Source organism: Acinetobacter dispersus (assembly GCF_009884975.1).
Lineage (GTDB): Bacteria > Pseudomonadota > Gammaproteobacteria > Pseudomonadales > Moraxellaceae > Acinetobacter > Acinetobacter dispersus.
The window spans coordinates 2542458-2557208 of the sequence record NZ_CP041970.1 but is presented as its reverse complement, the minus strand read 5'-3'; the positions used below and the strand labels follow the sequence as shown (position 1 = coordinate 2557208).

Below are 14751 nucleotides of genomic sequence, written 5' to 3'. Positions count from 1 at the left end.
TTATTTCGAAAATCAAAAACGGCTGAATTCAGCCGTTTTTTGATTGAACTTGTGGATAAGTCAAAGATTATTCACAGGCCATTTTGACTCGAATAAGCACGCTCAACTTTGCAGATTTCAACACTAAAATCTTGATACCATTTTTCTTTGCCTAAACGCTGAGCAACCAGATGTTCTGCATCGCGTTGCCACTGCTTGATATCTTCAAGGCTGTTCCAGTAAGACAGCGCTATTTCAAAACCATTTTCACTACAAGCTTCAAATTTGACACAATTAAATTGACTCAAGGCTTTATTTCTCAGCTTTTGTGCCATTTCTGAGTAAGTTGCATCAAGTTGTTTGATCGTGGCTTTAAAAATAACGATATACATAGGACCTTGGATTAGCTTTCATCGGCTTGGTAAGGATTGTCGATACCCAATTTTTTCAGAATCTCAATTTCTAAAGCTTCCATTTCTTCAGCTTCAGTTTCACTGGTTTCATGGTCAAAGCCAAGCAAATGTAGAACGCCATGAACCAGTAAATGAGTGAAATGATCGCTTGGTGTTTTTTGTTGTTCTGCAGCTTCTTGTAAAACGACAGGAATACAAATCACCAAATCCCCTAGAGGCTCTGCATCGAGTAAGCTCAGCATTTCCTCAGGAATATCACTTGGAAAAGAAAGCACATTGGTCGGTTTGTCTTTTTCACGATATTGCAGGTTGAGTTCATGGCTTTCTGCGATGTCGACACAGGCAATACCAATTTCACAATTGACATCGAAACCGACATGGCGCAGTGCAGTTTCGATATTTTTTTTGATTTGACCACGTTTCAGTGGCAATTCCGCAGCTTGAAAGTCTTGTTGCAGACTTAAATTGATTTTCAAAGTAGATCCTTAAAATCGTCCCCCTGAGATGCGACTAGAGCATCGCAACAAAGGGGGAATGAAGGGGTTTTCTAAAAGTGTTGTGCATCCGCCGCAGAGTCATTCTCTGCAACAAGTGCTTCTTGTCGAGCTTTGCGTTCGGCACGGGCTTCAGCAGACAGGCGTTGCTGTTCACTGTCCCAACCTTCGTAAGCTTCAACAATTTTTTGAACCAGTTGGTGACGGACGACATCTCGAGAATGGAAACGTGTGATATGAATTTCATGTACGTTTTCAATGACACGTAACGCATGTGCCAAACCTGATTGTTGTCCGCGAGGTAAGTCAACTTGTGTGACGTCACCTGTAATGACGGCACGCGAACCAAAGCCTAAACGGGTGAGGAACATTTTCATCTGTTCAGGTGTGGTATTTTGCGCTTCGTCTAAAATCACAAAGGAATGATTGAGTGTTCGTCCACGCATATAAGCAAGAGGAGCGACTTCAATCACTTGGCGTTCGATGAGTTTGGCTACTTTTTCAAAGCCAAGCATTTCATACAATGCATCGTAAAGTGGGCGTAAATAAGGATCGATTTTTTGGGTGAGATCACCTGGCAAGAAACCGAGTTTTTCACCAGCTTCAACTGCTGGACGAACCAGTAAAATACGTTGAATTTCGTTACGTTCCAGCATATCCACCGCTGCAGCAACCGCGAGATAGGTTTTACCTGTCCCGGCTGGACCAACACCGAATGAAATATCGCTTTGTAAAATGCGTTGTACATAACGCTTTTGATTGGCACCACGTGGGTTGATTCGCCCTTTGCGGGTCTGCAACCAAACATTGTCTAAGCCCGTATGTTCTTGATCTGAATCATCCATCAGTTCACGGTCTGTCTGTGAACCTTGGATCATCAAATGTATTGCATCGGCACTAATTTGTGAGGAAATTTCTGATTCTTGATAGAGCCGTTGCAATAGTGCTTCGGCTCTTTCGACCGCTTCTATGTCACCATCTAGATAAAAGGCATCGCCACGGTGAGTAATTTTGACATCTAAACGTTGTTCGATTTGTTTTAAATGCCCGTTATACGCACCGAGCATGCTTTTTAAGCGTTCCATTGAAATCTCAGGGAACGTTACTGTACGTCGAATCGCTGCAGTCAAGAGAAACCCTTTTGTTGCTTTATAAGAATACCCTTACATTACGCCACGTCAGGTTCAAGATTCAAGAGTTCGCCATAAACTAAATTTAAAGTTTTAATTTCAGTGATCTCAATCTCTGCAAAACGTCCAATCCACGTGGCATCACCGATAAAAGTAACTAAACGTGTATTGTCAGCTGTACCGATTAAAACATTTGGATCTTTATCAGAAACTTTCTCAATCAGAACACGCTCAATTTTACCGAGCATGGCATCGGTCTTCTCAATACTAGAGCGTTTAATCACTTCTTGTACTTGAGCCAAACGATCTTTTTTCACCTGCTCAGGAGTGCTGTCTGGTAAATCAGAGGCTGGTGTACCAGGACGTTTTGAGTAAACGAAGCTATAAGAATGATCGAAATCTAAATCTTTGATGAATTGTAAGGTTTCAGCAAAATGTTCATCCGTCTCTCCAGGGAAACCAATGATGAAATCGCTGGATAAATGCATATCTGGGCGGACTTTACGTAATTTAGCAATTTTATCGATGTAGACATCAATGGTGTGGTTACGTTTCATGGCTTGCAATACATCGTTTGAACCACTTTGTACTGGTAGATGTAAATGCGAAACCATTTGTGGTAAATCACGGTAGCATTGAATTAAATCTTCAGAGAATTCAAGCGGGTGAGAAGTGGTATAGCGTAGACGACCAATACCTGGGATTTCTGCAACTAAACGGAGTAACTCAGGGAAGGTGCAAATTTCACCTTCGAAAGTTTCACCGCGATAACCATTCACGTTTTGACCGAGCAAACTGATTTCACGCACGCCTTTTTCAGCCAAGCCAGCAATTTCAGCTAATACATCATCTAATGGACGCGAAACTTCCTCACCACGGGTATAGGGAACCACACAGAATGAACAGTATTTTGAGCAACCTTCCATGATTGAAACGAATGCTTTAAAGCCTTCTACGCGTGGTTCAGGCAGAAAGTCGAACTTTTCGATATCTGGGAAAGAAATATCAACCAGTTTGATTTTTTCTTTCTTCGGTTTTTCCACTTGCTCATTATGCTGATCTAACATTTGTGGCAAACGGTGCAAGGTTTGCGGACCAAATACCATATCGACATAAGGTGCACGTTTTTGAATGTTGTCACCTTCTTGAGAGGCAACACAACCACCGACACCAATCACTAGATCAGGATTTTTTTCTTTAAGTTTGCGCCAGCGGCCTAAACCACTGAATACCTTCTCTTGCGCTTTTTCACGAATTGAGCAGGTATTCATGAGCAGGATATCTGCTTCATTTGGATTGTCAGTGAGCACATAGCCATGTGAATCACCTAACAAATCTGCCATACGATGACTGTCATACTCATTCATCTGACACCCTTGAGTTTCAATAAACAATTTCTTGATCGAAACATCAGCGGTGTGCATTGGCTGGGTAACAGTGTTTTCTGAAGCAGCTTTTACAGCACTGGGAATGAATGTTTGAACCGTCATGCAGGCTCCTAAACAAGGTGGATTTAAATAAACGGCGGATTATAGCAGTATTTTAGACTGAACGCAGAGAATAAAAAACTGACAAAAATGGACAGTTTGTGAATAAAATTGTGTGAATTTTAATGAATATGAATCAGTAATTTACATAACACAACAATAGTAGAAGGCTAGACTTATTACACTATAATGGCTGGGCGAAATTGGGCATATATATTGATGAAGATGAAAAAGCAGCGTGATTTTAGAACAACCGAAAGTCATAAATTGAATAACAAGAACAGCCTCCATTGTTTTATTGCAATGGGTGGTATGATTGCTTGCTCATCTGTCTATGCATTAGATGAACAATTTAATGATGCGTTGCGTGCTGCCAATGCCAGCAATACTGCTTTGCTTGATCAATACCAATTTGAAATGCAAAATGATGCGCTCGGTTATTATCCTGAGTATTGGAAGCTCAATACCAATCTAGGTTTTCAACCTGCATCTTCAATTATTAGTTTTGCACAACGCTACCCACAATCAGCAATGGCAGAAAAATTATCTGCCGATTATGTTGAAGAAAAAGTAAAATTGGGTAGCTTCGCCGATGCAAAACCCGTCCTTAGTTATGTCACCAATCCCGATCAAGAAGAAAGTTGTGCTGTGGCGCAAGTACGAGCAAAAACTGGAGATAGTCTAGTTTTTGCAGAGTATAAGGATATTTGGTTAACCACTAATTCTCAGCCTGAGTCATGTAATGGCTTGGGACGTTTGATGTTGTCTAGTCCGCTTATGACGACTCAGGATCGCCAGCAAAGATTATGGGGGCAGCTCCGTGCAGGGCAGTCTGGCCCAGCAATTGCGACAGCTCAAACGATGGGGTTGAACCTTTCTTTAGCGCAGTTTAATCAAATTCAAGCCAATCCATTGGGCTATCTGTGGAGTGCACCGAAGTCCAATGATGCAGATTATGCCTATTTGATTTTTGCTTTAGGTCGTGTTGCAGATAGTGATTTAACCAATGCTTTGGGTAATGTGCAACGTGTTGTTCAGGATGTGCCTCAACCTGTACAGAAATACCTATACCGCACCATTGGTTATGTCGGCGGTACCACCGTGATGAAGAACGGTTTTAACCGTGAAGTGCTCAATGCTTTCGATCAAAGTTATGGTTATCCATTTAGTCCAGAAGAAGCTGAAATTTATGCCCGTCAGGCAATTCGTTTTGGGGCTTGGGAAAGTCTGATCCGCTCCATTGATGCGATGTCGGTGACCCAAAAACAGGAAGATCGCTGGCAATACTGGTTAGCGCGTGCATCTGAGCAACGTTCGGATGGTGGTTCCAAGCAAGCCGCTCAACAGATCTATCGTAAATTGGCGCAAGGTGGGGATGATTACCATAATTTACTAGCAAAAGATCGTATCGGCGAACGCTATAACCATCAGCCTTATAATGAACAACCGAGTGCTCAAGATACGCAGCGTCTGAATCAAAATATTCATTTTAGACGTGCCTTTGCATTAAGAGATGTGAATGCACCTGCTAATTATACCAATCGTGAATGGAACTGGGCGGTTCGCCAAGCGTATTTACAGCATGATGATGGTCTACTTTTAGCAGCGGCAAAACGAGCACATGATGTGGGTTGGTATGACCGTGCAATTTATGCGGCTGATCGTACTACATCACGCCATAATGATACTTATCGCTATGCAACACCACATCGTAGCAATGTCACCAGTCATAGTTACAATGCTGGTATTGATCCTGCTTGGGCGTATGGTTTAATGCGCCAAGAAAGTCGTTTTGTGACTTCAGCACGTTCACATGTTGGGGCGGGTGGTTTGATGCAGATCATGCCAAACACGGCAAAACTGATTGCACGACAAATGGGTGAAACCTATAACCCTGCGGCATTAAGTGAAATGAATACCAATATTCGTTACGGAACTTATTACCTTTCAATGATCCAGAGTCAATTGAGTGGTAGTTCTGTATTGGCAACTGCAGGTTATAACGCAGGTCCGAATCGTGCACGCCGTTGGCAGCCTGATGTTCAGACTATGGCAGCAGACCAATACACTGAAACCATTCCATTATTGGAAACACGTGACTATGTAAAACATGTCATGACCAATGCCACGCATTATGGTGTGGTATTAGGGCAAGGGGCGCAATCGCTAGAAAAGCGAATGAGCACGATTCCTGTACGCAGTGGGCCTTAAGACACACCAAGATGTTTAAGTGAAACAATGAAGTTTTTGCATTTGATGAAACCCGTCCAATTACTTAAAGGGCAGTTGATGAGATCTCTACAGGTGTTGATCTGTTATACGGTCTTGTCTCTTGCTGTACCCGTATATGCTGCAAGTGATCAAGATGTGGCGGGATATGTCATGCATGTACAAATGACGCCAGCAGCGTGTGCCTTTGACTCATCACGACAAAAACAACGTAAATGTCTGGAAGGTTATTCTCTTACGATTGCAAGTTTATTGCCTGAAGTGCCTTTAAATCGGGATTGTTCAACAAAAACCTCTGCCAAACTCTCACCATTACAAGCCAAAGTGGTGGCGCGGGTCATGCCAGATGAAAATGCGCGAGTGCAACTGTGGCAGGATGTGGGCGGATGTATGCCAATGAATGCCAGTCAATATTTTAGAACAGTAATTAATTTTGCTGAGCGCTTGAAAATACCAGCTGATTTGACCAGCCCAAATACGATTGAAGTCCAAAAAGAAAATTTAAGACAGCAATTTACCAAACTCAATCCATCTCTACCGCCAAATGGAATTCGCTTTACTTGCCAGTCATCAAGATTTGATACAGTTTTAACCGAGATTCGCGTGTGCTATCAGAAAAATGGTCAATATAAACAATGTGCAAGCCATATTGTGACGGGCTGCCCAAGTGAGTTTACAATTAAAGGAAGTTATTAGGGATTTACCTAGTTTGATTTGTATTTTCTATTAGACTTTTGTTGAAATTCATTCTCTTTTACATGCATCTGTATTCGCTTTAGAGTACAATCTTTGCCGTTTATGATAATTCGATTGAATAATAATAGCGTTCAATCGTGCAAACGCATCTCATTGGAGAATATCACATGAAGCAACCCGTTCGTGTAGCCGTTACAGGCGCTGCTGGTCAAATTGGTTATAGCTTATTATTCCGTATCGCAAGCGGTGAAATGCTCGGTAAAGATCAACCAGTAATTTTACAATTGCTTGAAGTTCCTTTTGAGAAAGCTCAACAAGCGCTTAAAGGCGTGATGATGGAACTTGACGACTGTGCTTTCCCATTATTGGCAGGTATGATCGGGACTGATGATCCTAAGGTTGCATTTAAAGATGCTGACTATGCATTGTTGGTAGGTTCACGCCCACGTGGTCCTGGTATGGAACGCGCTGACTTGTTGAAAGTCAACGGTGAAATTTTCATTGGTCAAGGTCAAGCACTCAACGAAGTTGCTAGCCGTGATGTTAAAGTATTGGTTGTAGGTAACCCTGCAAACACCAATGCATATATCGCAATGAAATCTGCTCCAGATCTTCCAGCGAAAAACTTCACAGCAATGTTACGTCTTGACCACAACCGTGCGTTAACTCAAATTGCTCAAAAAGCGGGTGTTGCAGTTTCTGATATCGAGAAATTAACTGTTTGGGGTAACCACTCTCCAACAATGTATGCTGACTACCGTTTTGCAACTGCAAATGGCGAAAGCTTAAAAGACAAAATCAACGATGCTGAATGGAACAAAGATACGTTCCTTCCAACTGTTGGTAAACGTGGTGCTGCGATCATCGAAGCGCGTGGTTTGTCTTCAGCTGCTTCAGCTGCGAATGCTGCAATTGACCATATGCGTGACTGGGCGTTGGGTACAAACGGCAAATGGGTAACTATGGGTATCCCATCTGACGGTTCTTATGGTATTCCAGAAGGCGTAATGTACGGTGTGCCAGTAACTTGTGAAAATGGCGAATACACACGTGTTGAAGGTCTTGAAATTGATGAGTTCAGCCGTGAGCGCATGAACATCACACTTCAAGAACTTGAAGACGAACGTGCAGCGATTGCTGACATGTTAAAATAATTTATCTTTTTGATAAATTGGAAGCACTCTCCCTGAGAGTGCTTTTTTTTATGGGAGAAGGAACAAAAAACAACAAGAAAATATAGACATACATCTGCATGATAATGGGATTTACTGTTAAATTATTTTTATAAGAGACATGATTTGGAGAATAACAATGTTTGAACAGCAACCGACACTGGAACTTTTATTTGAGCAACTCGGGCTTGAGGCTGATGATGCTGCAATTGAAAATTTTGTGAAAGCCCATCAGCTACCTGCCGATCAAAAATTACATGAAGCAGAATTTTGGAGTGCAGGGCAGCGTGATTTTTTAAAAAGTCATTGGGATAAAGATGATGAATGGGCCATTGTGATTGATGAGTTGAATCAACAACTACATGTCGATAGCACAAGATAGTCAAATAAAAAATAAAGCTCACATCAGTGAGCTTTATTTTTTATAAGGGCTGCAAACCAGTCTTCTTGACGTGCTTGATTCAAAGCAGGATGCAGTTGTAATAACTCTAAATCATGATCCAAGCAAGATACGTATTTCGTTAGCCAATGCCGTGTTAATGCTAGTTCTTGCTTAGCAGCTGAAGCGTAAGCCAAGAAGAAATAAATATCTAAGTGTTCTGTATATGCTAAAGGTTTAAGAATTTGCTGTGTAATTAAAGCAAAACGCTGCTCTTTAGTGAGCTCAAAGTAAATCATATAGGCTTTGGCTAAACATAAAGACAAATTCAAATACAAGCTTAATGGCATTTCATCATATTCAACACGAGCTTGTTCAAGCAGTACGATTGCTTCTTGCAAAAAATGCAACTGTTCCTGTCGAATATGGCTCAATACGACCAATTGCAAACGGAGGTCAGCACGCTCTAAAGCAAGTTCGGGAGTATTGCTTTCTAAATAGAGTTGGTCTGTTTCACCAATTCGAGCAATCACTTGTTGAGTTTCATTCGACATTATTGATCCAAAATCGTCAGTTATGCCTGATATATAAGGCTGTTTTTCTAAATTTAAAGGTAGAAGGGTTGCTGATATTTCATAGATGTCAGCAGACCCTAACCATTCCAAATTGACCCACCACTACGTAACCATGCTGTAATGGATAAACGCTGCTGTTTCGAAAGTAGTACTTCGTGCAAGACATCACTTTGAAAAATCGCGAGACGATTCGGTTGTGGTTGGATGATATGCCATTGACCAAGTTTATCCTGTAGTCGTAATTGTCCACCCCAATCTTCTTGCCAACTTTCATGTAAATAGAACACGGTTGACATCATACGATCATTTTTTTGCTGTGGGTTATCTCGGTGTAAGGCATAAAACTCACCTGCGTTATAACAGGCGAAATGTGCTTCGACTTCCTTGATTCCTAAATAAAAAGCCTGATTTAACGCTTGAGATAAGTGTTCTAGAGTCTGTAAATGCTGTTGTGCAATTGGCAGTTGCCCATCGATCCATAGAATGTGATCACTACGGATATGGCTAACTACACCATTCTGTATGCCGGCTGCTCTAAATTCCGCAAGATGCGAAGTACATTCATTTGCCAATGTCTGTACATAATCAAGTGAGTAAATATCATCAATCAAGGCAAAGCCAAATTCATTTAGATCATCCAGCACTTGATCCAGATTCCAAGACTGAAGATTTAATGCGGGTGGGAGAGTTGTTGCTTGCATAGCACTCCAGTGACTTAGGTTTGATTGTTGGGCAATTTTAGACGATCACATCAACGCTAAAGAATACTTTTTTCTTTCATGTTAAACTACCCGCTGAATTGAGGAATAATTGTCAACATGAATTACCGTCACCATTTCCATGCGGGTAACTTTGCCGATGTTATGAAGCATGTACTTTTGCTTCAACTGCTCGCTCGTTTAAATGCTAAAGATAAACCTTATCGATATATCGATACCCATGGTGGTGCAGGTAAATATGATTTATCTACTTCTGAAGCGCAAAAATCAGGTGAATTCCTAACGGGTATCCATCGTTTGGTTAAGCTTGACGATTCGATTAAGCGTAATGCGCCTGAAGGTGTAAAACAATATCTTAAAATTGTTGAAGATATGCGTGCAGGTTCGGGTAAAGGTGCTTATCCAGGTTCACCTTGGTTTGCGCTTGAAGGCATGCGTGATATTGATAAAGCGACTATCTTTGAAATGCAGCGTGATGTATTTCAACAATTGTATTTCAATATTCGTGATAAACGTGCGGGCTTGCATGAGCGTGATTTTTATGAAGGCCTGATGGGTGTCATTCCGCCTAAAGAAAAGCGCGGATTGGTCATGATTGACCCGCCTTACGAAATTGAGCGTAAAGATTTCCCGCAATTGGTTGAAATCCTCCAAGCTGCACATAAAAAATGGCCAACAGGTGTGTTTGCCGTTTGGTATCCGATTAAAGACCGCGCCATGATTGAACGTTTTGAAAAGAAAATGTTTAAAACAGGTATTCGCCGTCAGCTCATTTGTGAAATTTGTGTATGGCCAGATGACACACCAGTTGGATTGAATGGTTGTGGTTTGCTCGTGATTAATCCACCTTGGAAATTCTCTGAAGATGCGGATCAAGCATTACAATGGTTATTCCCACATTTACGCATGAGTGAAAATGGTGGACATGCTGCTGTGCGTTGGTTGGTGGGTGAATAACCCATCAATTTCAAAATATTCTCGAGGAATTGAAAATAATGACAAATTCTCTTAAACCTGATTCTGATTTGAACAAAGAAGATCATTCTTTTGACGGAATCACTTTTGAAGTAGAAGAAGAAGAACATACGCACGAAGGACAAAAAGTGAAACGCCGTGGTATTTATTTGTGGCCGAATTTAATTACAACAGCCGCACTTCTTTCTGGTTTTTATTCAATTATTGCCAGTATGAATGGAAACTTTAATCAAGCGATCTATGCCATTTTCTTGGCAGCATTGCTAGATGGTCTGGATGGGCGAGTTGCACGTGCCATTGGTGCACAAAGTGCATTTGGTGAGCAATATGATTCACTTTCTGACTTGTTGGCTTTTGGTGTTGCACCAGCAATCTTAATGTATAGCTGGAGTTTGCATGATCTTGGGCGTATCGGTTTAGCCTGTTGCTTTATTTATACCGCTTGTGCAGCTTTCCGCTTAGCGCGTTTTAATGTGCAAATTGGTGTGGTGGATAAGCGTTACTTTATTGGTATCGCCAGCCCGCTTGCGGCAGTAACTGTTATTTCATTGGTATGGGTCGGCCGTGATTATCCATTTATCTTTGATCTAAAAGATATTGTCATTCAAGTCATTAACTCGGTGGTTATGGTTGCAGTTGGCTTGCTGATGATTTCAAACATCAAATACTATTCATTTAAACAAATGGATCGTAAGCGTGTACCTTTTGTCGTGATGTTGCCAGTGGTCTTGATTTTTGCTGCAATCACGTACAACATTCCTGTAGGGATACTCATTGTTTGTATCCTCTATGTACTTTCAGGATTTGTAACAACGTTGTTTGCCAAAAAGAATGATGCAAAAATAACAACTTAAAATACGGAGGTTCAGTATGCCAATATTGATGAATAACAATCAATTAAAGCAGCTGAACCTCAATAAGTCAGATGCTTTAACCTTTCATCCGCCCAAAGGTCTTTTTAAAATTGTTTATCAGGCGTTGATCCTGCCAAATTTGCCTGAACCTTTCCATTATTTAAACTTCATTAGCCTGATTGGGCAACCTCGGATCCCTATTTGTTATAACGCGAGTGCAATTGCTACAACCGCAATTGATACTGCGACAGTTTTGGTGAGTAGTAGTGCATCAACCGTCGGGCACCTCAAAAGTTATAGTGCCAAAGAACAATGCCAATTAGAGCAGGATCGTTATCAGTTTTTAGATGTAGACCAAATCCAAGTTGATTTTCCAAATTACTATTTTAAGCGTGATGATGCAGAACTCAGTTGCCAACTCAAAGTGAATATTGGTACTGAAATAGAAAACCATTCAGCCTTGCAATGGGGCGTTGGGGATTATTGGTATGTTCGCTGTCAGTGCGAAGGCGAAATCATTTATAAAAAACAAAAATATCAGATCGAAGCACAGGGGATCTTGAAACATGCCAGAGCCATCTATTTACCTTTTATCGCCTTCCATTTTTTTAGCTATCAAATTATTCAGGTCAGTGCAGACTTTCAGATCATCTTGTCTGAACTTAGAAATCAGTGGAATAACATTATTTTTTCTAGAATTGAAATTCAGTCGAATGAACAACATTCCATACTTTATGATCATCAAGTGATTTTTGATGTCACCCGTGTTTATCCAAAAGTTCAGACACCCAATGGTCGAGAGATGTATTTGCCGCGGGAATTTATTTGGCAATATCAAGAAAAGGGAGAGGTGGTCTTTCAACTACACGCTCAAAGCCGAGGGGATTATAAATTTGGCCTAGCTGCGGGTTATGTAGGAAGTTTTAATTATCAATTATTGTGGAACAAACAAAGCTATCAAGGTTCTGGATACTGTGAATATATCGATTGTCGCCCTTTACACTGGCAAGAAAAAAATAAAACTGAGCAAATAATCGACCAAATACCGCATTTTCAACCTTATTTGTGCAAAAAATAATCGCTTGATTTAATAATTTAAGAATATTTGAAAAATGGGGTTGTGTCTGATGTGAAATGCTGTAGAATGCACATCCATCGGCGGTGATGCAGATAAAAACTTGTTGAGAAACAAGGATTTGGCTTAAGGGTTAAATTTTTGGGTTTGAGAATAAGTTTTGAAAATATCTAAATTACCTGTTGACTTTAAAGAAATTTAGAGTAATATAGCCGACCTAGCTTGATGATGACGAATCATCGAGAAGATCATTAAGAGAATAGAAGAACAACTTGTGTGGATTTTTACTGATTGATCGATCGAAAATATTTCATTGATTGAATGGTAGAAATTTCTCGAAGTTTATTTGAGCGAATTTTTAGTCAGAAAATTGATGAGCCAAGATTTGTAGCCATAAGCTACTAATGATTTTAAACTGAAGAGTTTGATCATGGCTCAGATTGAACGCTGGCGGCAGGCTTAACACATGCAAGTCGAGCGGAGTGATGGTGCTTGCACTATCACTTAGCGGCGGACGGGTGAGTAATGCTTAGGAATCTGCCATTTAGTGGGGGACAACATTCCGAAAGGAATGCTAATACCGCATACGTCCTACGGGAGAAAGCAGGGGATCTTCGGACCTTGCGCTAAATGATGAGCCTAAGTCGGATTAGCTAGTTGGTGGGGTAAAGGCCTACCAAGGCGACGATCTGTAGCGGGTCTGAGAGGATGATCCGCCACACTGGGACTGAGACACGGCCCAGACTCCTACGGGAGGCAGCAGTGGGGAATATTGGACAATGGGCGGAAGCCTGATCCAGCCATGCCGCGTGTGTGAAGAAGGCCTTTTGGTTGTAAAGCACTTTAAGCGAGGAGGAGGCTCTCCTAGTTAATACCTAGGAAGAGTGGACGTTACTCGCAGAATAAGCACCGGCTAACTCTGTGCCAGCAGCCGCGGTAATACAGAGGGTGCGAGCGTTAATCGGATTTACTGGGCGTAAAGCGTGCGTAGGCGGCTGATTAAGTCGGATGTGAAATCCCTGAGCTTAACTTAGGAATTGCATTCGATACTGGTCAGCTAGAGTATGGGAGAGGATGGTAGAATTCCAGGTGTAGCGGTGAAATGCGTAGAGATCTGGAGGAATACCGATGGCGAAGGCAGCCATCTGGCCTAATACTGACGCTGAGGTACGAAAGCATGGGGAGCAAACAGGATTAGATACCCTGGTAGTCCATGCCGTAAACGATGTCTACTAGCCGTTGGGGCCTTTGAGGCTTTAGTGGCGCAGCTAACGCGATAAGTAGACCGCCTGGGGAGTACGGTCGCAAGACTAAAACTCAAATGAATTGACGGGGGCCCGCACAAGCGGTGGAGCATGTGGTTTAATTCGATGCAACGCGAAGAACCTTACCTGGCCTTGACATACTAGAAACTTTCCAGAGATGGATTGGTGCCTTCGGGAATCTAGATACAGGTGCTGCATGGCTGTCGTCAGCTCGTGTCGTGAGATGTTGGGTTAAGTCCCGCAACGAGCGCAACCCTTTTCCTTATTTGCCAGCGAGTAATGTCGGGAACTTTAAGGATACTGCCAGTGACAAACTGGAGGAAGGCGGGGACGACGTCAAGTCATCATGGCCCTTACGGCCAGGGCTACACACGTGCTACAATGGTCGGTACAAAGGGTTGCTACCTAGCGATAGGATGCTAATCTCAAAAAGCCGATCGTAGTCCGGATTGGAGTCTGCAACTCGACTCCATGAAGTCGGAATCGCTAGTAATCGCGGATCAGAATGCCGCGGTGAATACGTTCCCGGGCCTTGTACACACCGCCCGTCACACCATGGGAGTTTGTTGCACCAGAAGTAGGTAGTCTAACCGCAAGGAGGACGCTTACCACGGTGTGGCCGATGACTGGGGTGAAGTCGTAACAAGGTAGCCGTAGGGGAACCTGCGGCTGGATCACCTCCTTAACGAAAGATTGACGATCGGTAAGAATCCACAACAAGTTGTTCTTCGAAGATGTATCTGAGGGTCTGTAGCTCAGTTGGTTAGAGCACACGCTTGATAAGCGTGGGGTCACAAGTTCAAGTCTTGTCAGACCCACCAAATCTGATTGCAGTAGCTTAGATTGAAAGATATGTCGTTCATTAAATGATAAGCTGGGGACTTAGCTTAGTTGGTAGAGCGCCTGCTTTGCACGCAGGAGGTCAGGAGTTCGACTCTCCTAGTCTCCACCATACATTACAAAGTGATGTAAAACGAAAGTTGAATTCCAAGATAGCTTATAGAATTTAGTAAGTAGATAGCTTATTAAGTTCTGTGATTTATCACAGTTTACTACACACCGACGAGGTGGTAGTTAATCATTAACAGATTAGAAAATTGAGTCTGAAATAAATTGTTCAAACTCGATTAATTTGACACTAACGGTAATACGTAAGTATTGCAGTTGGATGAAGAATTAATCTGAGAACTAGCAAATTAACTGAATCAAGCGTTTTGGTATATGAATTAGATTGAAGCTGTACGGTGATTAAATTCACAGGACAACAGATGGTAGCAATTAAGTTTGCAACGATAACACTCACTTGTAT

At 41.9% G+C, this 14751-nt stretch carries 13 protein-coding genes, 2 tRNA genes and 1 rRNA gene; 10 read left to right on the top strand and 6 right to left on the bottom strand.

The features are described 5' to 3' along the window. Positions 1–71: 71 nt before the first annotated feature. From FPL17_RS11670 to miaB, 4 genes are all read right to left on the bottom strand, one after another. Positions 72–371, bottom strand: coding sequence for an antibiotic biosynthesis monooxygenase family protein (locus tag FPL17_RS11670; RefSeq protein WP_005192273.1), 300 nt, complete (start codon positions 369–371; stop codon positions 72–74). Between the two features lie 11 nt (positions 372–382). Continuing rightward, positions 383–868 carry an rRNA maturation RNase YbeY gene (gene ybeY, locus FPL17_RS11665; protein ID WP_159885199.1) on the bottom strand — a complete coding sequence of 162 codons (486 nt, stop codon included), beginning with the start codon at positions 866–868 and terminating at the stop codon, positions 383–385. A gap of 71 nt (positions 869–939) precedes the next feature. Further along, positions 940–2016, bottom strand: coding sequence for a PhoH family protein (locus tag FPL17_RS11660; RefSeq protein ID WP_032857438.1), 1077 nt, complete (start codon positions 2014–2016; stop codon positions 940–942). A gap of 38 nt (positions 2017–2054) precedes the next feature. After that, on the bottom strand, positions 2055–3506 hold the full coding sequence (gene miaB, locus FPL17_RS11655; RefSeq protein WP_159885197.1) for a tRNA (N6-isopentenyl adenosine(37)-C2)-methylthiotransferase MiaB: 1452 nt from the start codon (positions 3504–3506) through the stop codon (positions 2055–2057). A gap of 300 nt (positions 3507–3806) precedes the next feature. Between miaB and FPL17_RS11650 the strand changes: the two genes are divergently transcribed. The 4 genes from FPL17_RS11650 to FPL17_RS11635 all read left to right on the top strand — a co-directional run bounded on the left by FPL17_RS11650 (position 3807) and on the right by FPL17_RS11635 (position 7982). Further along, positions 3807–5714: a lytic transglycosylase domain-containing protein gene (locus FPL17_RS11650; protein WP_171494274.1), complete on the top strand. Its 1908-nt coding sequence runs from the start codon at positions 3807–3809 to the stop codon at positions 5712–5714. Positions 5715–5759: 45 nt separating this feature from the next. After that, positions 5760–6428 carry a ribonuclease T2 family protein gene (locus tag FPL17_RS11645; RefSeq protein ID WP_151715600.1) on the top strand — a complete coding sequence of 223 codons (669 nt, stop codon included), beginning with the start codon at positions 5760–5762 and terminating at the stop codon, positions 6426–6428. A gap of 167 nt (positions 6429–6595) precedes the next feature. After that, entirely contained in the window at positions 6596–7582 is a 987-nt protein-coding gene (locus tag FPL17_RS11640) for a malate dehydrogenase (protein ID WP_004668635.1), read from the top strand. A 157-nt stretch (positions 7583–7739) separates the two neighbouring features. Continuing rightward, positions 7740–7982, top strand: a complete 243-nt coding sequence (locus tag FPL17_RS11635) for a DUF2789 family protein (RefSeq protein WP_005192283.1) — start codon at positions 7740–7742, stop codon at positions 7980–7982. Between the two features lie 23 nt (positions 7983–8005). On the opposite strand, the gene FPL17_RS11630 is transcribed toward FPL17_RS11635, so the two are convergent. Together FPL17_RS11630 and FPL17_RS11625 are read right to left on the bottom strand one after the other, a co-directional pair. Continuing rightward, positions 8006–8533 carry a hypothetical protein gene (locus tag FPL17_RS11630; RefSeq protein WP_159885195.1) on the bottom strand — a complete coding sequence of 176 codons (528 nt, stop codon included), beginning with the start codon at positions 8531–8533 and terminating at the stop codon, positions 8006–8008. A 98-nt stretch (positions 8534–8631) separates the two neighbouring features. Next, the gene (locus tag FPL17_RS11625; protein WP_159885193.1) at positions 8632–9255 is read right to left on the bottom strand and encodes a 2OG-Fe(II) oxygenase; all 624 of its coding nucleotides are present in this window, start codon (positions 9253–9255) and stop codon (positions 8632–8634) included. A 117-nt stretch (positions 9256–9372) separates the two neighbouring features. Between FPL17_RS11625 and FPL17_RS11620 the strand changes: the two genes are divergently transcribed. From FPL17_RS11620 to FPL17_RS11595, 6 genes are all read left to right on the top strand, one after another. After that, complete coding sequence (locus tag FPL17_RS11620) at positions 9373–10230, top strand: 23S rRNA (adenine(2030)-N(6))-methyltransferase RlmJ (RefSeq protein WP_005192293.1); 858 nt, start codon at positions 9373–9375, stop codon at positions 10228–10230. Positions 10231–10268: 38 nt separating this feature from the next. Next, complete coding sequence (gene pssA / locus FPL17_RS11615; RefSeq protein ID WP_005155209.1) at positions 10269–11102, top strand: CDP-diacylglycerol--serine O-phosphatidyltransferase; 834 nt, start codon at positions 10269–10271, stop codon at positions 11100–11102. A gap of 16 nt (positions 11103–11118) precedes the next feature. After that, positions 11119–12180 (top strand): DUF6670 family protein, encoded by a 1062-nt coding sequence (locus tag FPL17_RS11610; protein WP_159885191.1) that lies wholly within the window; start codon positions 11119–11121, stop codon positions 12178–12180. Between the two features lie 409 nt (positions 12181–12589). Beyond that, positions 12590–14127: ribosomal RNA gene (locus FPL17_RS11605) — 16S ribosomal RNA — on the top strand. Positions 14128–14186: 59 nt separating this feature from the next. Then, positions 14187–14263: transfer RNA gene (locus FPL17_RS11600), tRNA-Ile, on the top strand. A 55-nt stretch (positions 14264–14318) separates the two neighbouring features. Next, positions 14319–14394 (top strand) — tRNA-Ala (locus FPL17_RS11595). The last annotated feature ends 357 nt before the right edge of the window (positions 14395–14751 follow it).